This window comes from Paenibacillus glucanolyticus NBRC 15330 (assembly GCF_004000885.1).
Taxonomy (GTDB): Bacteria; Bacillota; Bacilli; order Paenibacillales; family Paenibacillaceae; genus Paenibacillus_AQ; species Paenibacillus_AQ glucanolyticus.
In genome coordinates, this window is sequence record NZ_BIMC01000002.1 from 35,830 (window position 1) to 59,667 (window position 23,838).

The following is a 23,838-nucleotide window of genomic DNA, read 5'->3' on the forward strand; positions in this document are numbered from 1 at the left end:
TTCAAACAGGAGTTAGAACTTTACCTTGGGTAATACGAGAATCCCGGATATTTTACAACAGGCCATTTTTCTTTACGTAAAGCATCGGTTACATCGGGTCCGACTCTTAGGTTATCCTGGACCAAGTCCCGAGGAGTCAATGCCATCCATTGATTCAAGGATACATCCTCGAACCGGTCGCTTCTGAACATTTCCAGAAACCATAGCGATTCCGTGCCTGTGTTCTGGATGTAGTGGCCAAAAGCAAATGGAACATATCCCACATCACCGGCTCTGTAATCAAAGGTCCGTGCCGTGCCGTGGCCCGCGAATACGGTCATGCGTCCCTGTCCGGACAGGTAATACTGCCATTCATCCTGATTCGGGTGCCAATGGAGCTCCCGCATGGCGCCTGGTTTAATCTCGACGAGGGCGGCAGCAATGGTTTTGGAGATCGGGAAATTACTGGAGTCCGCGATTCTTACACTTCCGCCAGGGGTTACGATCGGTTCTTGCGCCAGCAGCCGGTGCTTGAAGCTGAGCGGCACGTTCCCGTAAGGCGACTGGACCTCCTGGCTTTCGAGCGAGCCCGGAACCTGATCCTGAAAAATGTAGACCTGTTTGTCCGGGATATGGTCAAATGCGTACTCTGGTACGCCGAAGTTGGCAGACAATACATCCTTGGGGGTATGGGCAAACCAATCGGAAATCGACAGGGTATTGAGATCCGAGAAGTGGCCGTCGTCAAACACAAGCAGGAATTCACAGCCCTCCTCAAGTCCCTGGATGGAGTGGGGGAGACCGGCGGGAAAATACCACAGATCGCCTGGACCCACGTCTGCGATGAAATTTCTTCCGTTTTGATCCACTGACGTAATTCTGGCGCTGCCCCAGATCATGTAGGCCCATTCCGCCTGCTGATGCCAATGCAGCTCCCGCACGCCGCCGGGCGTAAGGCTCATATTGACGCCGGCAAGTGTGGTGGCAATCGGCAGGTCCCGCACCGTAATTTCCCGCGACCAGCCACCATGATTGAGCTGCATATGCGTGTCGGAGAAGGACATTTTCAGATTGGGCATTAAGCCCGCATCCGTAGCTGGAGGCACAAGCAAGTCGGGATTCTCGATATCCCTCATCACGTCCCGCGGGCCATAGTCAGGCCCGCCGGCTCCGTCACTGCGTATTGGCTGAGGCACATGGCGCTGATTCTTTTGGTTATGGCTCTGATTCCCCATGAATTTTGTTTCTCCCTCCACGTGTTCATTTATCTACGAACATCCGATTAAAACTGCTATCTTTTATGATTATGAGGGGGTGCTTGACTAATATGAGGGTTAAATGCGGCACACGATAAACCCCTATGCCATGATGTTTATCACTTGCAAACGAAAAGATTGTTGACTTTTGAAAGCGCTGCACATACAATAGGTCTCAAATAGATCTATGATAGATCTATCATAGATTCGGGAGGGACAAGCATGAACAACAATGAGCTGCTGCTTGCTTTCTATGGCGATGACTTCACCGGTTCGACGGATGCGATGGAGGCACTGGCCCGAAGCGGTTTCCGCACGGTATTGTTTCTGGAAGCACCTTCGCTTGAGCGGCTGAAGAAGTTTGAAGGCATTCGCTGTGTAGGTGTAGCAGGTACAAGCAGAGCCAAATCTCCAGAGGATATGGAGGCCGAGCTTCGGCCTGTATTCGAGAAGCTGTCCATGAGCGGCGCACCGCTCGTCCACTATAAGACATGTTCAACCTTCGATTCTTCTCCAGAGGTTGGCAGCATAGGCCATGCGATTAGGGTGGCAAGAGACTATTTTCCTGACCAGGTTACGGTTCCGCTGCTGGTCGGCGCGCCCCGTCTCGGACGTTATACGCTGTTTGGCCAGCATTTTGCGAAAATGCATGATACGGTGTACCGTTTGGATCGGCACCCCGTGATGTCGAAGCATCCTTCCACTCCGATGCATGAGGCGGATTTGCGTCTTCACCTTGCCGGGCAGACCTCGGAAGTGATCGCTTTGATGGATATCGTAGAGCTTGACGGAGACCAGGATACGGTTCATCACCGATATCATGATAAACTGGTAGAGAAACCGGGAATTCTGTTATTTGATGCTCTGGATGAATACAGGCTCAAGCGATGTGGGGAGCTCATTCAGGATAAGCCGGAAGGGACGGGAACGTTTGTTGTCGGTTCCTCTGGCGTTGAATATGCTCTTGCTGCTCATTGGGATGAGCTTGGACTTAGCTCGCACTCATCGGAGAACAACGGACCTGATGCCCGTATTCAGCCAACCGATACAATTCTGGTTATGTCAGGGAGTGCATCGCCTGTCACTCAGCTTCAGATTGAGCGGGCGATAGCCGAAGGTTTTCATGGAATACGCATAACGCCGGACATGATGCAGAATACGGATGAAACGACCCTGTCGGAATGGATCCATCAAGCAGCGGACAAGCTCGCTGAAGGACAGAGCGTGGTGCTGTACACTGCACTTGGTCCTGAGGATGAAGCCATCGGAGAGACACGCAGCAGGTTGAATTCGCTTGGGCTGTCCGGAGCGGAAACCGGTGAGTTTATCGGGAGACGGCTTGGCAAGCTGACCAAACGGATCATGGATCAGAACCCGGGCCTTCGCCGTGTTGTCATTGCTGGAGGAGATACCTCCGGTTTTGTCACCAGTGAAATGGGTGTATACGGGCTGGAGATGATATGGGATGTTTCACCGGGCGCTCCACTGTGCAGGGTATATTCAGACGATGCCAGACTTGCCGGTCTGGAACTGGCGCTTAAGGGTGGGCAGCTGGGATCACCGGATTATTTTATTAACGTGCGGGATGCCGGTTCGCTTGAACCGAATGAATAGCCAAGATAGGAGAATACACGAATGACGATGGATAAAAGCAAAGGGGCATCTTCTCTTCTGTTAAAGGATGTGGCCTACAATGAAATCAAGGAAAGCATTCTGAATGAGAAATTTGAGCCGGGAAGATTTTTGTCCGAGAGGGAATTGATTGAGCTGCTTGGGATGAGCAAGACGCCGATTAAAGCGGCACTGACACGGCTGGAGACCGAGGGGTTTGTCACCGTTTCCTCGAAGCAGGGCATCATCATTAATGATCTGTCCGTGAACCGGATTGTGGATATATATGATTTGCGGATTGCGCTTGAGACGTTCAACTGCCAGCAGATCGAAACCAGACTCACGCCTGAACAGGAGAAGGAGCTGGAAGGCAATCTGGAAGAAACGGCAGAAATCGTCAGCCGACTTGATGTGAAGAATTTTGCCCAGGCCGACCATGACTTCCACCTGATTATCTGCGAATGCACGGGCAATCAGGAGATTCACCGGGTGCTGCTGAACTACCATGATCATCTGCAGCGGATCACGCGCCGACATTTGCGTAAGGATCCGCATCGGATGGAGAAGTTCCTGGAGGATCATTGGAAGATTTACGAAGCGCTGAAGACTGGCAAGGAGAGCAGTGCGGACGTGATGCGCCGTCATTTGCAGGAATCGAAGCAAGCGCTTTTTATATAACAGAGAGATACGAATACCGTGAAGCTTGAATTACAACAAGGGGGAGAGACAATGAAGGCTGTATATGTGGAGGATGCATACAAAGTTGTCGTTAAAGACGTGGATATACCGGAGATCGGGACGGGGGAAGTATTGATACAGGTAAAAGCCGCCGGTATTTGCGGTTCGGATATTCATACTTACAAGGGATTGCATCTGTTTCGGAAGCCGCCGGTCATTATCGGACATGAATTGTCCGGTGAAGTCGTGAAGGTCGGCAAGGACGTCACCTCCTTCAAGCCGGGGGACCGGGTAACCGTTGAGCCGCAGGTGGGCTGCGGCAAATGCGATTATTGCCTTACCGGCAGAACGAATTATTGCGCGGAGCGGGGAGCGCCTGGCCTGAAGGGCTGGTATGGCTCGATGGCTGAATATTTTGCCGCCCCGGAGACGTGTGTGTTCAAACTGCCGGATCATCTGGACCATGAGCTGGGTGTGCTCGTTGAACCGTTTGCGGTAGGGGTTCATGCGGTAAGGAAAGCCGGAATTGAAATTGGAGACAAAGTTGCCATTCTTGGAGCTGGTCCGATCGGGCTGCTCGCCATGACGGCAGCCAAGGCGGCAGGGGCTACAACACTGATGGTTACCGATGTGATGGATTACGCGCTTGAATCCGCGAAGGAGATGGGAGCGACTCACACCTTAAATATTCACGGCAAGGATCATTGGACAGAGGAAGCCAAGGCAGACATTGCAGGCGAATTTGATAAGGTGCTGATTGCGGCCGGCGTTCCGGGAATCGTGGATGATGCCCTTTCCTTGCTTCGCAAAGGCGGCCGCTGCGTAACGATTGCGATGTTCCATGGCACGCAAACCTTCGATATCGTAAATTTGCAGCAAACAGAGAAAGAAATTGTGGGCTGCATGACCTATACGCGTGAAGATACCATTTCGGCCATTGATTTGTTGTCCAGCGGGGCGGTGAATGTCAAATCAATCATTTCCCATCGTCTGCCTTATGAAGAGGCGGCGGAAGGCTTCCGCCTGGTGGACAAGAAAGAAGATTCATCTCTGAAAGTCATTATCACCTTTGAATAATCAGCATATTCCCCGCGGCTTCTGCTTCTAGGGACGGAAGCCGCAGGAACTTCATATCAGATTGGGGGAACGGCAAATGTGGAAAAGAATCACAGTTGTCATGGTGGTTGCACTGCTCATTGTAAGCGCTTTATTTATAACCAGGCCCAATACGAGCGATGGTCCGATCAAGCTGAGGCTCGGCCATATTACGGGCGAATCCGATCCATGGCATCTCGGTGCGCTTAAATTTGCGGAACTGGTCAAGGAGAAAACGAACGGAGAGATTGAGGTCGAGGTTTATGCCAGCTCCATGCTTGGGAATGACCGAGACCTGATCGAAGGCATGCAGATAGGGTCGGTGGATTTTGCACTGCCGGCCGGCGTATTATCCAATTTCTATAGTCCTTATGCCATTCTGGAGCTGCCATATTTGTTCCGCGACAAGCAGCATCTGGAGAATGTGCTCTATGGTGATGTCGGAGATGAACTGAAGCAGAGCTTGCTTGATAATGCCGAGGTCCGTGGCTTGGAGTTCTGGATGAGAACCCCGCGCGAGTTGACCGCGAACAAGAAAATTGAAACGCCAAGCGATCTGCGCGGTTTGAAAATCCGCGTGCCCGAGATTCCGGCTTCCATTGCAGCTTGGGAAGCGATGGGCGCTACGCCGACGCCAATGGCCTTCGGAGAAGTGTACTCCTCGCTTCAAACCGGAGTCATCGATGCACAGGAGAACCCGGTTGCTTTTACGGCAAGCTCCAAAATTCAGGAAGTCCAGAAATATATGATGATGACGGATCATGTATACGGCTACGTGATGCTTGCTATGAGTGAAGTGACGTACCAACGCTTGAATGAGTTCCAGCGGCAAGCGGTTGAAGAGGCTGCCAAGGAAGCCACCGAATATGAGAATCAGTTGGTGTTTGAGCAGGAAGAGCAGATCATCAATCAACTGAAGGAGTTTGGAACCGAGTTCGTTGAGGTTGAAAAAGGTCCATTCGAGGCCGCTGCCAAATCCGTGCATGAACGCTTTGCCAACATGTACGGAAGAGAGCTTTACGACAAAATTATTAATACGCCATAACCATTTTTTCTCAATAGGGGGGATAAGCCATGCGGCAGACATTAAAAGCGATCGACGCGCTCAACAAACTCGTGGGCATCGCAGTGGCCATGATCCTGGGTGTAATGTCCATCCTGATTATCATGCAGATTATTTACCGGATTATCGGTTATCCACTTCACTGGTCCGAGGAACTTGCGAGATATTTGATGGTTTACCTCGTATTCCTGGGTTCCTCGCTTGCACTGCGGCATCACCGTTTGGTTGCGATCGAGCTGCTGCCGGAGCTGGTGAGTGAAGTAAACAAGAAGGTTATCCGCATTACCGTGATGGTGATATGCATTGTGTTTTTTGTTCTTTTGCTGGTCCAGGGCATTGATATTCTGAATCGGGTATCCGTGCAGTCGTCGGCAGCCATGGGACTCAGCATGTCGATCCCTTATGCGGCGATTCCTGTCGGGGCGATGCTGCTCATTATCAATGCGGTAGCGGTCATTCTGGAAACGATTGTTTCCGAGAAACTACCGCCAGCGAAGGAGGAAGGATTATAATGCCTATCATACTATTCGGATGTCTAATCCTTTTCTTCGCTATCAGCGTACCGATAGCCGTCTCAATGGGAATGGCTTCGGCGGTGGCGATCTGGTGGGAAGGCGGCACGCCGCTGCTTGTTCTGGTTCAGCGTTCATTCACGTCAACGGATTCATTCCCCTTAATGGCGATTCCATTCTTCGTATTTGCAGGGACATTAATGGAATTTGGCGGAATTTCAAGAAGGCTCGTGAATCTGGCCAATGCACTGACAGGTCATTTACCCGGCGGACTTGGACTTGTAACGATTGTAACGTCGATGTTCTTTGCTGCGATATCAGGCTCTTCCGCTGCTGCAACGGCAGCACTTGGCAGCATTCTGATTCCTGCGATGATCTCCCGAGGATATCATAAGAACTTCACGGGCGCCCTTCAGGCAACATCGGGTGAGCTGGGGGTTATCATTCCGCCAAGTATTCCATTGATTCTATATGGGGTAGCGGCGGAGACTTCAATCGGTGATCTGTTTATGGCGGGACTTATTCCGGGACTGATGATTGGATTGTCGCTGATGATAGCCGTTTACATGATTGCTAAGCGCAAAGGCTACGCACGGGAAAAAAGAAAGACGCGCGCAGAGGTATGGCAGGCTTTCAAGGAGTCGTTCTGGGCAGTTCTTATGCCAATCATTATCCTTGGCGGAATCTATGGCGGTATCTTCACGCCAACAGAGGCCGCGGGCGTTGCTGTAGCCTATGCCTTCATCGTTGGCGTATTCGTTTACAAAGAGATTAAATTCTCCAAGCTGATTAACATTCTGACGCAATCTACGATTACGACCTCTGTCATTATGTTCATCATTGCAAGCGCCGGATTGTTCAGCTGGATTATGACGCGCGAAGGAATTCCACAGGCAGTTGCTGGCTTCTTCGTGAACATATCCGATAATCCAATCGTATTCCTGCTGTTGGTTAACGTATTCCTGCTCATCGTAGGAATGTTCATGGAGTCCAATGCATCGATTATTATATTAGCGCCGCTGCTGGCTCCTGTAGCTGCCGAGTTCGGTATTGATCCAACCCATTTTGGGATTATCATGATCGTCAACCTGGCGATTGGGATGTGTACACCGCCGCTTGGCATCAACCTGTTTATATCCGCGCAGATTGCAAAAATCCGGCTGGATCAGATCAGCAAAGGCATGGTGCCGTTCTATATTGTGCTGATTATAGACTTACTGTTGATTACGTTTCTTCCGCAATTGTCGATGTTCCTGCCAAACTTGTTGGGCGGCAAATAAGGGACTCACGAAGTCAACGTGTAGAAGTCAACGTGTAGAAGTCAACGTGTACTAGTAAGGGAATCTCAAGTGAAAAATATAAACTGATTCAGGAGGTCGATCTCATGGCTAACGTGGAGACGATTAGAAAAGAACTGCAGCATACCGGTAAATATATGATGCAATACGATCTGGCTTGGGGAAATGCAGGCAACATCTCTGCTAGGAGCGAAGGTGATCGTTACGTGGTCACGGCCAGCGGTACCTTCCTCGGAGAACTGGAGGAGGCGGACTTGATCGAATGCGATCTGTCCGGGAACGTGTATGGAGCCGAGGGACGTAAACCGTCCAAAGAAACCCCCATGCATCGAGCGATTTACGAAAGCCGTCCGGAGATCGGAGCCGTGCTCCATGCTTCCCCGTTCTATACGACGCTTATTGCGTGTTCAGATCTGGAAATTCCTTCGAACATGTTCGTTGAGACGATGTATTACCTGGAGCGAATAGAAAGAGTGCCGTATTGTCATCCAGGAAGTGATGCGCTGGGTGAAGGCGTTCGGAAAAAGGCCAAGCTTGCCAATGTGCTGCTGCTTGAGAACCATGGCGTGGTTGTTTATGATACCACCATCCGCGAAGCCCGGATGGCACTGCAGACGCTGGAGGTTGCCAGCCGTATGTTGATTACTTCGATGAGCGCGAAGGTGGGCATACAAGGACTTGGCCCGGAGACGGAGCTGGAATTCCTGGAGAAAGCCGGGTACAAGCCTAGACGTAACTGGAGCTAAACACAGAGCTTTGGATAACATGATGAATAAGTAATGTAATGCTGCCGGATGATGAGATCCGGCGGCATTTTTTTTAAAAAAACACGAGTAGGCATCAACTTCGAACGTTTAACAATCTCTGCGAATGGGCGCAATCTGCTTCCCAAGCGTTAGACCAAACCATACCAAACAAAGTACGACGGGTAAGGAAATCATAGTTCCAATTGGGAGTGCAGCAGGTTCAACGAAATCTTCGTTCAGGAAGCGATAAAGGGTGTAAATGCCATATGGGATTTCCAGAAGCGCTGCCGTAATGACACCGGGCGTATACGCTTTAAGCGCGATAGAAGCTCCTACATGCTTTATGCCGTCCAGCAGGAATACCGCAACGAAGCCGGTAAACAGGGCATTGAGGCCGCTGCCGGGTTCAAAGTGCAAGGCAGTCACGAAGGTAATGCTGGTGAGTCAGAGCCGATCAGAAGTACAGCCCGTGTAAATTGCAGGGTGATGTTCTTGTCCCACCGGAAATTACAATACATGGGTTATATGCATATGTGAATATTCGTTGACAATATTTGAGAGTCGATTGTAATATAGGAGCAGCTACATATGTGATGGAGAACAGGAGAATCACATCATTGCTTGTCTGTTTAGGCATGCAGTTTTGTGACTTTTTTTGTTCTCTTTTTTTGCGGAATTTTGCTTTCCATTTCGGTTTGAGGGGAATATCCCAAAGAAAGGGGAATGGCAATTGCCTAATTATGAAAGCGTTTTAAATGACAGAAAATCTAAGGAGGTAAGAAAAAGAGTTTGGAAAGAGCATGCTTTAGCCTATGGATTTTTGGCACCCTCCATCATCGTATTTGTGATGTTTCTGTTCTATCCGATGTTGAAATCAGTTTATCTTAGCATGACCATTACCGATCCCCGAGGTCAAGTGGTCGAATTTGTGTGGCTGGAGAACTTTATCCGGCTCTTATCGACAGGACAATTTTATAAAAATTTGGGTGTCACCTTGATGTTTATACTGTTCACGGTCCCTACCTCCTTAATCTGGTCGCTATTCCTGGCTGCCATTACCCACAACAAGCTGCGCGGCATGAAGGTGTTTCAGTTTATCTTCTCCTTGCCCATCGTGATTTCGGTCGGAACCGGCTCGATTATTTGGTTTCTGTTGTTTCATCCTACGGCAGGGATGCTGAATTATTTTCTAAGTCTCGTTCATGTCGGGCCGATTCCCTGGTTAACCGATCCTTCGTGGGCGCTTATCTCCATTTCCATCATGACCATCTGGATGAACATGGGATTCCTGTATATTCTGCTGTCAAGCGGATTACAAGGGGTGCCGGAAGAGATTTACGAAAGCGCTAGAATGGACGGCTCCGGGCCGATTCGGACATTTCTGCAAATCGTGCTGCCACTGCTGTCACCGACCATCTTCTTCGCCTTGATCGTTTCGGTTATCAGTGCATTTCAGGCGTTTGGGCAAATTCACATTTTGACGAAGGGCGGTCCGATCAATTCCACCAATGTGATGGTTTACTCCATCTATCAGGATGCGTTCGTTAATTTCCGATTTGGCATTGGCAGCGCGCAGGCTTTGATTCTGTTTGCGATTATTCTGCTCTTGACTCTGCTGCAGTTCAAAGTACTGGAGAAGAAGGTGCATTATCAATGATCCTGCGAAGAGCTGCGTCCGCATTCACGTATCTGCTGCTTTTGCTCTTGTCTTTGGTCGTGTTGTATCCGCTTATCTTTACCGTGTTCTCTTCCTTTATGACGGAGAAGGAGGTAGCTAATTTTCCGCCGCCGTTGTTCCCGTCGAGCTTCTACCTGGGCAATTTCGCGGAAGCCATTTCAGGGTTTCCCATCGTCCGCTTTATTCTGAACAGCTTTATTGTTTCTACCGCTATCATGCTCTGTCAAGTTATTACTTCGAGTCTGGCGGCTTACGCATTCGCATTTTTGAATTTTAAGGGGAAGGCCGTGCTGTTCGGACTCTTCCTGTCCACGATGATGATTCCATGGGAAGTGACGATTATTCCTAACTATCTGACAATTAAGGATTGGGGATGGATGGACAGCTACCAAGGGTTGATCGTACCTTTCATGGCGGGTGCTTTTGGGGTGTTTCTGCTCCGTCAGTTCTTCCTGCAGCTTCCGCGCGAGCTGTTTGATGCGGCCAAGATCGACGGATGCGGTCATATTCGTTGTTATTTCTCCATGGTGCTCCCGTTGTCCCGGTCGTCCATTGCCACGCTGGCAGTGTATACATTCCTTACCCATTGGAATCACTTCCTGTGGCCGCTGCTCATTACGAACAAGGCGTCGATGCGCACGGTGCAGATCGGGGTCGCCATGCTCCAGCATGCCGAAGTGATGTCATGGAATCTGATTTTGGCGGGCGTGACGATTGTACTGATCCCGTCGTTTGTGCTGCTCGCTTTTGGCGTAAAACAACTGGTTCGCGGAATTACGGCAGGTGCGTTGAAGGGCTAATGAAGTGGTGCGCTTGCACTTATGCAGGCTTATCATAGGTTGTTATTTTGAATAGAAAAGGGAGGGCATTGGTGTGAGGAAGAGAAGAATCAGGATGATTGGTGTGGTGCTGGCTGCGGTCATGGTGCTGCTGAGTGCATGCAACGTTAATATGGGGGAGGAGCCGGCGAAGGGGACGGATACTGGCAGCAAGACAGAAGCTGGCGTGCAAAAGGTTGTGTTCTGGCATGCGATGGGTGGAGCGACAACCAAGGTGGTTGACCAGCTTGTCGCCAACTTTAACGAGTCCCAGGATAAGGTACAGGTTGAAGCGGTGTATCAGGGGACTTATGATGATTTGTTAAGCAAATTAAAGGCGTCGATGGGTACAAACGAGGGGCCGTCCGTTGTGCAGATGTACGAGATTGGCAGCCGTTTTATGATTGATTCCAAACTGATTACCCCCATGCAGGACTTCATTGATGCGGACCAATGGGATGCGGCTCAACTTGAACCGAATATCAGCGGCTATTATACATTCGAGAACAAACTGTACTCGATGCCGTTCAACTCATCCAATCCTATATTGTATTATAACAAGGACTTGTTCAAGGATGCCGGACTAGACCCGGAGAATCCTCCGAAGACGTTTGAAGAGTTGACGATTGCGGCCGAAACGATATCGAAAAAGGGGAAAGCCGTGGGCGCTAATTTCGCGATTTACGGCTGGTTCATGGAGCAGCTATTCGCGAGCCAAGGTGCTGAATACGTGAATCATGGGAATGGCCGTGATGATCTGGCAACGGAATCACTAGTAAACACGGAACCTGGAGTAAAGGTATTAACCTGGTGGAAGGAATTGATTGATTCGAAGGCTGCCAACAATCTGGGACGCAAGACCGACGATTCCAAAAAGGCTTTCTCGGCAGGCCAAGTTGCCATGATTCTGGATTCGACTGCGGCATTGAAAGGACTGGTTGACAGTGCGGAGGGGAAATTCGAGGTGGGAACGGGGTTCCTTCCCAAGCCTGCAGGCTCGGCTGAAGGAGGAGTAATCGTTGGCGGAGCAAGCTTGTGGATGATGAACAGTCGTCCTGACACAGAGCAAAAGGCCGCATGGGAATTTATTAAATTTCTGACTTCTCCATCACAGCAAGCATACTGGCATATCAATACCGGGTATTTTCCGATCACAACGAAGGCGTATGAGGAGGACAGTGTGAAGGAAAATCTGGAGAAATTCCCGCAGTTCCAAACCGCGATTGATCAGCTGCATCAGACGAAACTGGTCAAGGCGACACAAGGTGCGGTGATGGGGGTTTTTCCGGAAGCGAGGCAGATCGTGGAAGGCGCAATCGAAGAAGTGCTTAACAACAAAAAGTCTCCGCAGCAGGCACTAGATGATGCCGCCAAAGAAATCACGGCTAAAATTCAGGACTATAATCGAACCGTGAAGTAGCACTTTCAATCATTTGCCCCCGACTAAAGTCCAGGAAGCAACCAGTCCAGGGAAGCGTGTTAAATCCTGCCATCCAGTTATAATGGATTTATACATAAACAGGAATGGACTGGGAGGATCATAACATGAAAAAGCAAAGAACGATGGCGGTTAAAATCGCATCGCTAATGGTTTTTGCCGTGCTGGTCGGGTGTGATGCAGCCAACAACGCAGATGAAGCCGTCATTCAGGAGCTTGATAAATTAGCACAGGTTGGGAATATTGCAGGAGATTCCGCGGTGGCAATCAGCGATCATGTCAAGCGGGAGGGGAAAGAGTTCGAATTGACGGCGGCCCAGGAAATCGGCACAGCCGAGGGATTAGTTGTTGACCATGCCGTGGGCAATATCGAGCTCATCGCAGCATCCGACAGCGAGATCAAAGTAAAAACAACCGTGTGGTTTAACGAAGCTTTCTTTAAGAACGATAACATCCGTACCCAGGTTACAGAGCAGGCGGCCAGCTCCTTTACACTCAAGGACGGCATGCTGGAATTAAGAACCCATCCTAAAGAGGACTCAAGCACGAGTCTGTGGGATTGGTCGCAGAAGCAGTTTGGCGATTCCGGGTTCATGATTGATTATGTGATCGAAGTGCCGGAAGCCCTTCAAGAGGTTCGCATGAATAATGATGTCGGAAAGGTCCTTGTGAACGATTTGAAGGGGGCTTTTGATCTTCGATTAGGGACCGGGGAGATTCAGCTCAACAAAACGGAAATTACGGGGAATTCCAAAATCGTAACCGAAGCCGGCAGCGTCAAGATGTTGCTTGAGGAGATCGATAAGGACAGCACCCTGGCGGTTAACACGTCGGCAGGGAGCATCACGACCACGTTTGCGCCGCAGATGAAGTATACGCTGGATACCCAAACCGAGCTTGGGCAGATTACAGGCGCAAGCCGGGGGCAGAGCGACGTGAACGGTGGCGGAGCTGCGATATCCCTATCGACCTCGGTGGGCTCCATTAAGGTTAATCCATAGAAATCGTGTGCATACGGTCACAGGAATCATAAGGTCATAGAATGCAAGAAACAAACCAGCACGGATGTGTTCCATCCGTGCTGGTTTGTTGTATGTGTACACCACAATATGAAAGGGAACTGGAATTACACTAATTTCAATACTCGGCATAACTGGTATAGGTAGTGTACGCCGCGCATTTGGTTGTGGTTGCGGTAATTCAGATACACCAGCGTGTCCTTCAGTACCCGCCTGGCGTTATGGACATGATGGTGCTCGAGTTCTTGCAATACATCCTTGATGACCTCCAGCGGGTAATTGGCCGAGCGGAGAATACGAATGATCATAATCTGCCGGATCTGAGCATCATCGAATTTCCGGTAACCGTTGTCCTGATCTCGAGGCAGGTTAAGAATGCCTTCCTTCTCCCAGTGGCGGATGGCCGAGGTGGGAACGCCGGTTTCAGCGGCAACATCACCGATCGTCAGCTCTTTTTTCCGGCCACGGGCATCTACAATATCAAGCTGCTCGGTATCCAGAATGCGGATCGTCCGCTCTGCAAGGATTTTATCCTGTTGAAGGCGGGCTTGTACCTCGCTTACGATCCAAAGCGCTTCATCCACTTCTCGTTCCTGCAGTTTGACCATCACTTTCTTAGTAACATCTACACCGAAACCGGGAAACATGGCCCTGATGCATTCAAAATAAGCGGCATGCTCCTCGGTATATACCCGGTATCCGTTCGGGGCACGTTCAGCAGGAGGGACGATTCCCCATTTCTCATAGTGCTTGAGTGCACTTGTGGTAATCCCCAGCTTTTTTGCTATATCAATCGGTCTGATGCCCATAATGGTCCCCCTTGCCTTACGCGGATCTGCCATAATCCTTTTTTCTGGGGGATTGTATCATGAAGTAAGGGTCAAAGAAAAGAAGCCTGATGGGAAAATAACGAAACGAACTATTTATAGCCCATTATCTAGTCCGTGCGATGGTACACGGATAAACCGCCAACAAACATTGTACATAAACCTTAAAGTGATGTGACGGATTACGCCTTTGAAAACGGTGATGGATCAACCTTTTTAATTGTGGAATTTTAGACTTGCATCAATGTTGTAAGATGGGTTTGTAAATCGAAGGAGGTTGGAATTATGAATGGAACGATTAAGATTCGCGGTGCGCGGGAGAACAATCTGAAGAATGTCTCGCTTGAAATCCCGAAGTACAAACTGGTTGTCATGACGGGCCCCTCAGGATCGGGTAAGTCCACACTCGCAATGGACACTCTTCAGCGTGAATGCCAGCGGCAGTACATGGAATCCATGGGCATGGTGTCGGACTCGGTCAGCAAGCCGAAGGTGGATTCGATTGAAGGTCTCTCCCCGTCGATCAGCGTGGGTCAGCACATTACGAACCGGAACCCGAGGTCGACCATCGGAACGGTGACGGATATCTACACGCTGCTGCGGATTTTATTTGCCAAGCTTGGTGAGCGTACCTGTCCTTCCTGCGGGGACACGGTCACGCCGAATGTGGAGGGGGAAACGTATCGCGGTCCGTCGGACGCGGAAGAGATCAGCGACTCCCACGAGACGGTTCATTGTAGGCGATGCGGTCACAGTCTTGATAAGTTAACGATGTCGCATTTTTCCTTTAACAAGCCGGAAGGCGCCTGCGAAACCTGCAGCGGACTCGGCCAAACGGTCAGCCTGAATATGGATGCCGTGTTCAATCAGGAACTGAGTATAAGAGACGGTGCGGTCAAGCCATGGTTCAACGCTTTAGTTGAGTATCACACGAGTACGATGAAAGCAGCCGCGCAACATTATGGCTTCACGTTCGATGATCATTTGCCGCTGCGGGACTATAACGAAGTTCAGCGTGATCTTCTGTATTACGGCGTTGAGAGTGAGCAGTTCATTCGGCATTTTCCGGAAGTGAAGCCGCCGAAGTCCGTAGGGCAAGGCAAATACGAAGGTGTTGTAACCGGAATATGGAGAAGGTACCGGGAGAAGGGGAGCGAATCCGGTGAGGCGGTTCTGTTTCAGGAGCAGCAATGTCCGGATTGTCATGGAACGAAACTGAAAGAAGGCAGCCGCCGGGTCCTTGTTGCCGGGGCGGCTATCCATGAGGTCAATGCCTGGTCGATTGGGGATGCACTCGCTTGGATGGAAGCATTACTTGGAAAGCTATCCTTGGATCAGTTAATGATCGTGGAACCACTCATCTATGATTCCGTAGTGAGACTGAAACGCATTATGGATGTCGGCCTTGGCTATATGTCCATGGATAGACAAGTAGTGACGATGTCGGGCGGAGAAGCCCAGAGGCTTAGACTGGCATCGATTCTGGGATCGGGGCTTACGGGGGTCCTGTATATTTTGGACGAACCGACAACCGGGCTTCATCCCAAAGATACTCGTGGACTCATTCAGGTTCTGAAACAACTGAGGGATCTGGGCAATACGGTGCTTGTGATCGAACATGACGAAGAAGTCATGCGTGCCGCAGATCATATCATCGACATCGGACCGGGTGCGGGAACGATGGGCGGTACGGTGGTGGGTCAGGGAACACTGGAGGAATTAATCCACAGCTCCGACTCCGTTACCGGATCGTATTTCCGAGAGAATGGAATGCTTGCGGCACCGAGCCGGCGCAGGACAGGCAACGGCAGCCTGCTTACGATCGAGGAGGCGCATTTAAGGAATTTGAAGAACATAACCGCATCGTTCCCGCTCGGCTGTCTCATATCGGTGACAGGCGTGTCGGGATCAGGCAAATCCACGCTCTTGTTTGACCTTCTGGCGGAATCCGGAAGCGATCAATCAACTCCAACCGGCTGCAAAGCGATTACGGGCTGGGATTCCGTGGGACAACTCATTACAGTTGACCAATCTCCGGTATCCCGCATGCAGCGCTCCAACATTGCCACTTACACGGATGTGTATACCCATATTAGAAACTGGTATGCCGCTATGCCGGAAGCCAAACAAAGCCAGCTGACAGCGAAGCATTTTTCATTCAATACACCAGGCGGCCGATGTGAGACCTGCCAAGGTCTTGGCGTGGTCTCGGTGCATATGCATTTTCTGCCGGAGCTGGAAGTGCGCTGCCCGGATTGCAGAGGGAGGCGCTTCAAGGAAGAGGTTCTGCGCGTGACTTACAACGGTTATACGATCTCCGATATTCTGGATATGACAATTGAAGAGAGCCTGACGCTGCTGGAGGAGCGGCCGAAAATCATGGAGTTGACCAAGCTGCTCTGCGATGTCGGACTTGGTTATTTGAAGTGGGGTCAATCGGTTCGAACGTTGTCCGGCGGCGAGGGTCAGCGGATTAAGCTGGCGAAGGAACTGAGCAAGAAGACGAGGAACCACACGCTATATTTGCTGGATGAACCTTCAACCGGCTTGCACCCAGGAGATGTGTTGCAATTGCTGCTTCTGTTGAACCGCTTGGTGGATGCGGGAAACACCGTCATTCTGGTTGAACACAATCTGGACCTGATCTGGAACTCCGACTGGATTCTTGATATTGGTCCTGGCGGGGGAGCCTCCGGCGGATCGGTGGTTGCAGCGGGAACGCCTGAGGAAGTGGCGGCAGTGGAAGCATCGTTTACCGGCCGTTTCATCCAAGAAATCTATATGTGATCATAGCGAAAGAGATAGGAGGGATTCGATATGGAGCAAACCGTAGAAGAAGAGAAAGGCAAGGTAACGAAGACCACGATTCGCTATTTTATCCAACTGCTGCGTTCCGCGGGTATTCCGAAGCTGGTGCTCTTTCTTGCCATTCTGCTAAGTATGGTCGGGGCGGTGACCGGACTGGTCGTCCCGCTCATCACCGGCCAATTGATCGATAATTTTGCAGCGGATTCGTTTAATGTCCGCACGGTCGGATTTCTGGCGATTCTGTTCCTGCTGGAAGCCGTAGCAAGCGGACTCTCGTATTATATGCTTGCCTTTGTCGGAAACCAGACGGTGAACAAGATTCGCAAACGGCTCTGGAGCAAAGTGCTGGCGTTACCGGTTCCGTTCTTTGACAAGCATCGCTCGGCGGATACGATGAGCCGGGTGGCCAACGATACGAATGAAGTGAAGACGCTGATCACGGATCATCTGATCGCTTTTTGTTCGAATCTGTTGACCGTGATCGGTGCCGTTGCGATCCTGTTTTATCTGGATTGGCGGATGACCCTCATTATCCTCATCGCAGTCCCGGTAGGGTTCGGAATCTTAATGCCCATCGGCGGTAAAATGTACAAAATCTCCATCAGCATGTATGGACAGCTTGCCCAGTTGTCGGCCATGCTGACCCAGGTGATCGGCGAGATCCGACTGGTGAAGGCATCCAATGCCGAGCGGAAGGAGGAGAAAAGCGGCTACGACGACATGGACAGCCTGTATCGCTTCGGTATGAAGGAAGCCAAAATCAACTCGGTCCTGATCCCGTTGATGTCCATGGTCATGGTCGTGCTGCTGGTCGTTATTATCGGGTACGGCGGCGTTCGCGTCTCTTCCGGTGCGCTCAGCGCAGGTGAACTGGTGTCGTTTATCCTGCTGCTGTTCCAGATCATGTTTCCGTTCAGCCAATTCGCTACGTTCTATTCCCAGCTGCAGAAGGTAATGGCAGCTACTGAGAGATTGCGGCTTATTCTCGAATTCAAGCCGGAAACCGATGATCGAGCCATACGTCTTGCACCGCAAGGGCATCGGAACATTGAATTTAAAAAGGTTGGGTTTGCCTATCATGAAGGGGAGACGATCCTGTCCGACGTATCGTTCGCGATACCTGCCAAGAAGGTAACCGCCCTGGTTGGGCCGAGCGGCAGCGGAAAAACGACGGTTTTTTCCCTGATTGAACGTTTTTATACGCCTTCCGGCGGGGAGATTTGGTTTGGTTCGGACGAGATTCGCGATTATACGCTGGACTCCTGGCGGCGAAAACTCGGGTATGTCTCCCAGGACAGCCCGCTGATGACCGGAACGATTCGGGACAATATCGTTTATGGAAGGGAGGAGCCAGTCTCCGAGGAAGAAATAGCTGAGGCGGCAAGACTGGCTTATGCCGAGGGATTTATCGAAGCTTTGCCAAGAGGGTATGACACGGAGGTTGGCGAGAGAGGCATCCAGTTGTCGGGAGGCCAGCGTCAACGGATTGCAATTGCCAGGGCGCTCTTGCGGAAGCCGGATATTTTGCTTCTGGACGAGGCAACGGCAAGTCTGGACAGTGATTCCGAGCATGAAGTGCAGAAGGCCTTGAATAATCTGATGGTGGAGCGCACGACCGTGGTCATCGCCCACCGGTTATCTACCGTTGTTGAGGCCGATCAGATTATCGTCCTTGAGAAGGGTCATATTACGGGGAGCGGTACGCACGAGGAATTAATCGAGAGCCACCCATCCTATGTGGAATGGGCGAAGAAGCAGTTCCAGACCGGTGAATAGAGGTAGTAATAGAAATCGGGGAACAACCGGATTGGGGAGAATGATCAGTATACCGTATTCAACATATTCACCGATATAAGAAGGGCTTTCGGACAGCCCGAACGAATAGAAATAATAGGTAACATAGCTTGAGCTTAGATGAGAACAGAGGAGATGAGATGAGCGTGGCACAGATTAAGATTTATGGCGTCAGGGAGCGCCTGAACCCTGTGAAGGAAGAATTATCGGAAGTGATCCATTCGTGTGTGGTTGAAGCGTTTGGACTTCCCGTTGATAAAAAATTCCATCGCTTTTTCCCCATGAACCGGGAGGATTTCTACTTTCCTGAGGGGAGGACGGATCGTTACACCGTGATCGAGATTAGCATATTTGAAGGCAGGACCGTGGAAGCCAAGAAACAGTTGATTCGACTGTTGTTCGAACGAATTCAACACCAGCTGCACATCTCTCCCCAGGATGTGGAGATTACGATATTCGAAACGCCGCAGCACAATTGGGGAATCCGTGGCCTTCCCGGCGATGAACTGACATTAGGGTATCAGGTGAATATTTAAGAGTGCAGCTATTTCTGATACGCAAGAATGAAAGACGTGTGAGTGTTTTTTAAGACACGGAATAGCATGGAATACATGGATTAAACGGAATAAATGGAAGATAGGTAAGACAAATAAGACAAGTAAGACACGATAAGACACGTAAGATACGTAAGGCATAGAAAACTTGGAAGACACGGAAGACACTTAAAGGTCAGTCAATACGGCTGTCCTTTTTTTTGTGTACAGTTCCATTTTAAAAGGGAGACCGGAGCAGCTTGAAATTTGAGTAATCTGATCTTGGCTTGTTCCTAATGGGCTTGTATAAGGTGAGCGATTCAGGTAATGAATCAGATTCCTTCATGCTGTAGACTGTATAATAGAGATATAGAAACATGAACGACCAGCTTCATAGAGAAGCGTGAAGTTTTGATGAGGGGGATCACATTGACCTTACAACAATTAAAATACGCCATCGAGGTAGCCAACCGTGGTTCCATGAATGAGGCGGCCAAACGATTATTTATTTCCCAGCCCAGCCTGTCCAATGCGATAAAGGATCTGGAAGAGGAACTGCGCATCACGATCTTCGAGCGAACCAATAAAGGCATCTCACTGTCCAAAGAGGGAGCCGAGTTTCTGGGTTATGCACGGCAAGTAGTAGAACAGGCGGAGCTTCTGGAAGGGCGTTACCTGAACGCCAAGCCGTCCCCGCAGCATTTTTCCGTATCGACCCAGCACTATGCATTCGCGGTGAACGCCTTTGTAAACCTCGTTCAGGAATACGGTCAGGATGAATACGAATTGGCTCTGCGGGAGACGAAGACCTACGAAATCATTCAGGACGTCAAAACGCTGCGCAGTGAAATCGGCATTCTCTATCTCAATGAATTCAACGCGAAGGTAATCAATAAGCTGCTGAAGGACGCGGGCTTGCAGTTCACCAGCTTGTTTACCGCGAAGCCGCATATTTTTATCAGCATCAACAATCCGCTCGCCAAGCAGTCCATCGTCACGATTGATGAGCTGCAGAATTATCCGTATTTGTCCTTCGAGCAGGGGGAGTATAATTCGTTTCATTTCTCCGAGGAGATCCTCAGCACACTGTCGCACAAAAAGAGCATCCGGGTCAATGACCGCGCGACGCTGTTCAATCTGCTGATCGGGCTGAACGGTTATACCATCTCCACCGGGGTGCTAAGTGCAGACCTGAACGGGAATGAGATTATTCCGGTTCCGCTCGATTGTGATGAGACGATCAAGGTGGGCTGGATCAGCCATAAAAATGCATCGCTGTCCAAGCTGGCAACAGCTTATGTGGAGGCGCTCCATCAAGCGATAACAACTTGATTTTGTACGATATAGCTTCTTACTATAACTGGCTATAGTTTATTGGATTTACTATAGAGCAGCATCCATATGGTATACCTATCTTAACAGAGAGATTATTTTCAGGTGAGGTAGAGAAACCATAGAGGCAGAAAAAACTGAGTTTTAATTAAAGAAATAGCAGACCAGATCTGAAAATCGTAATGATTTATTGCCCCTTCAAGTTAATCATAGGCAGATGTTTTCCTATGAATGCTGAAGGGATTTTTTTTACCGAAAAATCTAATATAGCATATTTATGTGCGGGATATTGCATGCGTGTGACTTTTTGCATACAATGGAATGGTAAATGTTATGTACGTTTTAGAACTTCGGATCCACGGGAGGAATTTATATGGCCAGCAACTCGTTAAGCGCTTTCTTACAGGATAATCTAACAGAACTCAAGCAGCAAGGACTTTATAATACCATCCAGCCTCTTGAAAGTCCGAATGGTCCGATTATTACTATTCAGGGCCGTGAATTTGTGAATTTATCTTCCAATAACTATCTTGGTCTAGCAAATGATGAGCGACTGAAGGAAGCTGCAATTCAGGCAACAACCGATTTCGGAACCGGAAGCGGGGCAGTTCGCTCCATCAACGGAACGCTTGCGCTTCATATTGAACTTGAAGAGAAGCTTGCTCAATTCAAAGGAACGGAAGCGGTGCTTACGTATCAATCCGGTTTCAATTGTAATATGGCGGCGATCTCAGCGGTGATGGGAGCAGGAGATGCTATCCTGTCGGATGAATTGAACCATGCCTCCATCATTGACGGCTGTCGCTTGACCAAGGCGAAGGTGATTCGTTTTAACCACTCGGATATGGACGATTTGCGTTCAAAAGCAAAAGAAGCGAGAGAGTCCGGGTTATACAGCAAAATTATGGTTATTACGGATGGTGTATTCTCGATGGATGGCGACATTGCAAAGCTTCCTGAAATCGTGGAAATCGCCGAAAGCTATGATCTGATCACTTATGTGGATGATGCGCACGGCTCGGGCGTTCTTGGCGGCGGTGCAGGTACAGTGAAGCATTTTGGGTTGTCGGATAGAGTGGATTTTCAGATTGGAACCTTGTCCAAGGCAGTTGGTGTTGTCGGAGGGTATGTTGCAGGATCCCGTGATTTGGTGGATTGGCTCAAGGTCCGCAGTCGGCCGTTCTTGTTTTCAACAGCGCTGCCCCCAGGCAGCATAGCGGCCTGCATTACGGCCATCGACATCCTGCAGAACAGCAAAGAGCTTCAAATGAAGCTTTGGGAGAATACCCGGTATCTGCAAGAAGGACTCAAGAATCTTGGCTACTCTGTCGGACGGACGGAAACCCCGATTACACCGTGCATCATTGGAGATGAAGCAACGACACAGAAATTCAGCACTAGATTGTACGAAGAAGGCGTGTATGCCAAAGCGATTGTATTCCCGACGGTGCCAAAGGGCACGGGAAGAGTTCGCAACATGCCGACCGCTATCCATACACGGGAGATGCTGGACCGTGCACTTTCGGCATATGAAACCATCGGACGCGAACTGGGTCTGATCTAACTTAAGGGGGCACGAACAATGAAACGAATTATGGTAACGGGTGCACTCGGTCAGATTGGTTCAGACCTGGTAGCAACATTGCGGCAGATTTACGGCGAAGAGGCGGTTCTTGCAACAGACATACGACAGATCCAGCATGAAACGGTACAGTCAGGACCGTTCCGAATACTGGATGTGACCGATCATCATGCATTTCACGAGGCGGCTCAAGCGCATCGGGCCGATACGATCATTCATCTCGCAGCCCTGTTGTCGGCTAAAGCCGAATCCAATCCGGCGCTTGCCTGGAACTTGAACATGGGCGGACTGTTAAGTGCCCTGGAGACGGCTCGCGCATTATCCTGCCAATTCTTTACGCCTAGCTCTATCGCGGCATTCGGGGCAGATACCCCAAAAAGCGCAACACCGCAAGACACCCTGCAGCGTCCGCACACGATGTATGGAGTCAGCAAGGTGTCAGGTGAACTACTGTGTGACTACTATTATCACAAATATGGAGTGGACACCCGGGGGTTGCGTTTTCCGGGACTGATCTCCCACTCCGCGCCTCCGGGAGGAGGTACCACGGATTATGCGGTTGAGATGTTTGGTGCCGCCATCCATAAAGGCAGCTATATCTCCTACATTAATCAAGGGACGTACCTTGATATGATGTATATGCCGGATGCGATTCGGGCTGTCATTGCATTAATGGAGGCCGATCCGGCAAAATTAAAGCACCGCAATGCCTTCAACGTAACGGCGATGAGTGTCGATCCTGAAGGTATTGCGGCCAGCATCCGCCGTCATATACCGAATTTTAGCCTTGGCTATGAGGTGGATCCTGTCCGCCAAGCGATTGCAAACGAGTGGCCGGATTCAATCGATGCAACTGCAGCACGCGAAGAATGGGGTTTTGATGTACAATATGATTTGAACCATATGACCGATGATATGGTGTCAAAGCTTATGGAGAAGTCGCAGGCTGATCAGAGCAAGATCAGTTAACGGCTTAGCATCAGAAGGAGGATATTGTTACACTTGGAACCCATTCATAAAAAGGTAGGGAGAAATCTGCAAGCCATTCGTAAATCCCGAGGCCTCAGCCTCGATAACGTAGCCGAGTTGACCGGCGTAAGCAAAGCCATGCTGGGACAGATCGAGCGCGGTGATTCCAACCCAACGATCTCCGTGCTGTGGCGTATCGTTAGCGGTCTTGGCATTTCATTCACCACACTCATTGAAGAGACGGAAACCGAGGTGACCGTGGTATCTCCGGATGACCTGGAGCCTTTTCACGAGGCAGAGGGCGCGTACCGGGTGTACCCGCTGTTCTCTTACAACCTGCGCACTAAATTCGAGTCGTATATGGTTATGATGGATCCGGGCTGCGACCATGGATCTGAAGCACATAATGAAGGCGTGGAGGAGTATATTTTTGTCCACCAGGGAGAGTTGGAACTCTGGCGCGAAGACGAGAGCTATACCGTTCCTGCCGGAAGTTCCGTTCACTTCTCTGCCAACCGGCCGCATCGTTACGTCAATCCAGGCAAAGAGACAACGAAGTTCTACACCATTATTTTCTACGCGGATGCCGCAGCCCGGGGGTGATCACCACGTGCTGCTTGGGGTAGCCGTTCCTTCGGGGGCGGTGAATGACCAAGCGGACCCGCAGGGTGCTGTTCAACCTTTTGGTGGCTCAACTGGTAGGCGAGTGTCCAAGCATGTTGCTGGGTCAGGATAGTGGACGAGTGTCCGGGTAGCGGGATGGGTCAGAAGGTAGGCAATTGTCCGAGCAGTGCGCGGGGTC

General features: G+C 50.2%; 21 protein-coding genes. 18 read left to right on the forward strand and 3 right to left on the reverse strand.

Annotated features, from left to right (window positions below; genetic code table 11):
* Nucleotides 1–20 precede the first annotated feature (20 nt).
* Nucleotides 21–1,214 (reverse strand): oxalate decarboxylase family bicupin, encoded by a 1,194-nt coding sequence (locus PGL02S_RS03910; protein ID WP_036641468.1) that lies wholly within the window; start codon nucleotides 1,212–1,214, stop codon nucleotides 21–23.
* Between the two features lie 243 nt (nucleotides 1,215–1,457).
* Here PGL02S_RS03910 and PGL02S_RS03915 point away from each other — a divergent pair, with 243 nt between their 5' ends.
* The 7 genes from PGL02S_RS03915 (at nucleotide 1,458) to PGL02S_RS03945 (ending at nucleotide 8,238) form a co-directional block, all read left to right on the forward strand.
* Entirely contained in the window at nucleotides 1,458–2,849 is a 1,392-nt protein-coding gene (locus PGL02S_RS03915) for a four-carbon acid sugar kinase family protein (protein ID WP_036641470.1), read from the forward strand.
* 21 nt (nucleotides 2,850–2,870) lie between these two features.
* Nucleotides 2,871–3,524: a GntR family transcriptional regulator gene (locus PGL02S_RS03920; RefSeq protein WP_036641472.1), complete on the forward strand. Its 654-nt coding sequence runs from the start codon at nucleotides 2,871–2,873 to the stop codon at nucleotides 3,522–3,524.
* A 51-nt stretch (nucleotides 3,525–3,575) separates the two neighbouring features.
* Complete coding sequence (locus PGL02S_RS03925; RefSeq protein WP_036641475.1) at nucleotides 3,576–4,601, forward strand: zinc-dependent alcohol dehydrogenase; 1,026 nt, start codon at nucleotides 3,576–3,578, stop codon at nucleotides 4,599–4,601.
* Between the two features lie 76 nt (nucleotides 4,602–4,677).
* Nucleotides 4,678–5,664: a TRAP transporter substrate-binding protein gene (locus tag PGL02S_RS03930; protein WP_036641478.1), complete on the forward strand. Its 987-nt coding sequence runs from the start codon at nucleotides 4,678–4,680 to the stop codon at nucleotides 5,662–5,664.
* A gap of 29 nt (nucleotides 5,665–5,693) precedes the next feature.
* Nucleotides 5,694–6,194: a TRAP transporter small permease gene (locus tag PGL02S_RS03935; RefSeq protein ID WP_006211866.1), complete on the forward strand. Its 501-nt coding sequence runs from the start codon at nucleotides 5,694–5,696 to the stop codon at nucleotides 6,192–6,194.
* A complete protein-coding gene (locus PGL02S_RS03940; RefSeq protein WP_006211865.1) occupies nucleotides 6,194–7,474 on the forward strand; it encodes a TRAP transporter large permease in 1,281 nt (426 codons plus the stop codon). The genes PGL02S_RS03935 and PGL02S_RS03940 overlap by 1 nt, the downstream gene beginning before the upstream one ends.
* Before the next feature lie 104 nt (nucleotides 7,475–7,578).
* Nucleotides 7,579–8,238 (forward strand): class II aldolase/adducin family protein, encoded by a 660-nt coding sequence (locus PGL02S_RS03945; RefSeq protein ID WP_036641482.1) that lies wholly within the window; start codon nucleotides 7,579–7,581, stop codon nucleotides 8,236–8,238.
* A 108-nt stretch (nucleotides 8,239–8,346) separates the two neighbouring features.
* Here PGL02S_RS03945 and PGL02S_RS03950 read toward each other — a convergent pair whose 3' ends face one another.
* Nucleotides 8,347–8,655: an HXXEE domain-containing protein gene (locus PGL02S_RS03950; RefSeq protein WP_228029957.1), complete on the reverse strand. Its 309-nt coding sequence runs from the start codon at nucleotides 8,653–8,655 to the stop codon at nucleotides 8,347–8,349.
* Between the two features lie 313 nt (nucleotides 8,656–8,968).
* Here PGL02S_RS03950 and PGL02S_RS03955 point away from each other — a divergent pair, with 313 nt between their 5' ends.
* The 4 genes from PGL02S_RS03955 to PGL02S_RS03970 all read left to right on the forward strand — a co-directional run bounded on the left by PGL02S_RS03955 (nucleotide 8,969) and on the right by PGL02S_RS03970 (nucleotide 13,173).
* A complete protein-coding gene (locus PGL02S_RS03955; protein WP_036641486.1) occupies nucleotides 8,969–9,895 on the forward strand; it encodes a carbohydrate ABC transporter permease in 927 nt (308 codons plus the stop codon).
* Complete coding sequence (locus PGL02S_RS03960) at nucleotides 9,892–10,716, forward strand: carbohydrate ABC transporter permease (protein ID WP_006211861.1); 825 nt, start codon at nucleotides 9,892–9,894, stop codon at nucleotides 10,714–10,716. The genes PGL02S_RS03955 and PGL02S_RS03960 overlap by 4 nt, the downstream gene beginning before the upstream one ends.
* A 94-nt stretch (nucleotides 10,717–10,810) precedes the next feature.
* Complete coding sequence (locus tag PGL02S_RS03965; RefSeq protein ID WP_036641488.1) at nucleotides 10,811–12,154, forward strand: ABC transporter substrate-binding protein; 1,344 nt, start codon at nucleotides 10,811–10,813, stop codon at nucleotides 12,152–12,154.
* A 125-nt stretch (nucleotides 12,155–12,279) separates the two neighbouring features.
* Nucleotides 12,280–13,173, forward strand: coding sequence for a DUF4097 family beta strand repeat-containing protein (locus tag PGL02S_RS03970; protein WP_036641489.1), 894 nt, complete (start codon nucleotides 12,280–12,282; stop codon nucleotides 13,171–13,173).
* A 125-nt stretch (nucleotides 13,174–13,298) separates the two neighbouring features.
* On the opposite strand, the gene PGL02S_RS03975 is transcribed toward PGL02S_RS03970, so the two are convergent.
* Nucleotides 13,299–14,000, reverse strand: coding sequence for a MerR family transcriptional regulator (locus tag PGL02S_RS03975; protein WP_036641491.1), 702 nt, complete (start codon nucleotides 13,998–14,000; stop codon nucleotides 13,299–13,301).
* A gap of 303 nt (nucleotides 14,001–14,303) precedes the next feature.
* Here PGL02S_RS03975 and uvrA point away from each other — a divergent pair, with 303 nt between their 5' ends.
* The 7 genes from uvrA (at nucleotide 14,304) to PGL02S_RS04010 (ending at nucleotide 23,639) form a co-directional block, all read left to right on the forward strand.
* Entirely contained in the window at nucleotides 14,304–16,805 is a 2,502-nt protein-coding gene (gene uvrA, locus PGL02S_RS03980; RefSeq protein WP_036641493.1) for an excinuclease ABC subunit UvrA, read from the forward strand.
* Between the two features lie 30 nt (nucleotides 16,806–16,835).
* Entirely contained in the window at nucleotides 16,836–18,602 is a 1,767-nt protein-coding gene (locus PGL02S_RS03985) for an ABC transporter ATP-binding protein (RefSeq protein WP_036641494.1), read from the forward strand.
* Nucleotides 18,603–18,766: 164 nt separating this feature from the next.
* Nucleotides 18,767–19,156: a tautomerase family protein gene (locus PGL02S_RS03990; protein WP_036641508.1), complete on the forward strand. Its 390-nt coding sequence runs from the start codon at nucleotides 18,767–18,769 to the stop codon at nucleotides 19,154–19,156.
* A gap of 426 nt (nucleotides 19,157–19,582) precedes the next feature.
* The gene (locus PGL02S_RS03995; protein WP_036641496.1) at nucleotides 19,583–20,485 is read left to right on the forward strand and encodes a LysR family transcriptional regulator; all 903 of its coding nucleotides are present in this window, start codon (nucleotides 19,583–19,585) and stop codon (nucleotides 20,483–20,485) included.
* A 373-nt stretch (nucleotides 20,486–20,858) separates the two neighbouring features.
* Complete coding sequence (locus tag PGL02S_RS04000; protein WP_036641498.1) at nucleotides 20,859–22,049, forward strand: glycine C-acetyltransferase; 1,191 nt, start codon at nucleotides 20,859–20,861, stop codon at nucleotides 22,047–22,049.
* Nucleotides 22,050–22,067: 18 nt separating this feature from the next.
* Complete coding sequence (locus tag PGL02S_RS04005) at nucleotides 22,068–23,036, forward strand: NAD-dependent epimerase/dehydratase family protein (protein ID WP_036641500.1); 969 nt, start codon at nucleotides 22,068–22,070, stop codon at nucleotides 23,034–23,036.
* 33 nt (nucleotides 23,037–23,069) lie between these two features.
* Nucleotides 23,070–23,639 (forward strand): helix-turn-helix domain-containing protein, encoded by a 570-nt coding sequence (locus tag PGL02S_RS04010; RefSeq protein ID WP_006211849.1) that lies wholly within the window; start codon nucleotides 23,070–23,072, stop codon nucleotides 23,637–23,639.
* The last annotated feature ends 199 nt before the right edge of the window (nucleotides 23,640–23,838 follow it).

Bases quoted from the DNA above. Each gene is read 5' to 3' on its own strand.
- PGL02S_RS03910 (WP_036641468.1), bottom strand. From the start codon at position 1,214: ATGGGGAATCAGAGCCATAACCAAAAGAATCAGCGCCATGTGCCTCAG.
- PGL02S_RS03915 (WP_036641470.1), top strand. From the start codon at position 1,458: ATGAACAACAATGAGCTGCTGCTTGCTTTCTATGGCGATGACTTCACC.
- PGL02S_RS03920 (WP_036641472.1), top strand. From the start codon at position 2,871: ATGACGATGGATAAAAGCAAAGGGGCATCTTCTCTTCTGTTAAAGGAT.
- PGL02S_RS03925 (WP_036641475.1), top strand. From the start codon at position 3,576: ATGAAGGCTGTATATGTGGAGGATGCATACAAAGTTGTCGTTAAAGAC.
- PGL02S_RS03930 (WP_036641478.1), top strand. From the start codon at position 4,678: ATGTGGAAAAGAATCACAGTTGTCATGGTGGTTGCACTGCTCATTGTA.
- PGL02S_RS03935 (WP_006211866.1), top strand. From the start codon at position 5,694: ATGCGGCAGACATTAAAAGCGATCGACGCGCTCAACAAACTCGTGGGC.
- PGL02S_RS03940 (WP_006211865.1), top strand. From the start codon at position 6,194: ATGCCTATCATACTATTCGGATGTCTAATCCTTTTCTTCGCTATCAGC.
- PGL02S_RS03945 (WP_036641482.1), top strand. From the start codon at position 7,579: ATGGCTAACGTGGAGACGATTAGAAAAGAACTGCAGCATACCGGTAAA.
- PGL02S_RS03960 (WP_006211861.1), top strand. From the start codon at position 9,892: ATGATCCTGCGAAGAGCTGCGTCCGCATTCACGTATCTGCTGCTTTTG.
- PGL02S_RS03965 (WP_036641488.1), top strand. From the start codon at position 10,811: ATGATTGGTGTGGTGCTGGCTGCGGTCATGGTGCTGCTGAGTGCATGC.
- PGL02S_RS03970 (WP_036641489.1), top strand. From the start codon at position 12,280: ATGAAAAAGCAAAGAACGATGGCGGTTAAAATCGCATCGCTAATGGTT.
- PGL02S_RS03975 (WP_036641491.1), bottom strand. From the start codon at position 14,000: ATGGGCATCAGACCGATTGATATAGCAAAAAAGCTGGGGATTACCACA.
- uvrA (WP_036641493.1), top strand. From the start codon at position 14,304: ATGAATGGAACGATTAAGATTCGCGGTGCGCGGGAGAACAATCTGAAG.
- PGL02S_RS03985 (WP_036641494.1), top strand. From the start codon at position 16,836: ATGGAGCAAACCGTAGAAGAAGAGAAAGGCAAGGTAACGAAGACCACG.
- PGL02S_RS04000 (WP_036641498.1), top strand. From the start codon at position 20,859: ATGGCCAGCAACTCGTTAAGCGCTTTCTTACAGGATAATCTAACAGAA.
- PGL02S_RS04005 (WP_036641500.1), top strand. From the start codon at position 22,068: ATGAAACGAATTATGGTAACGGGTGCACTCGGTCAGATTGGTTCAGAC.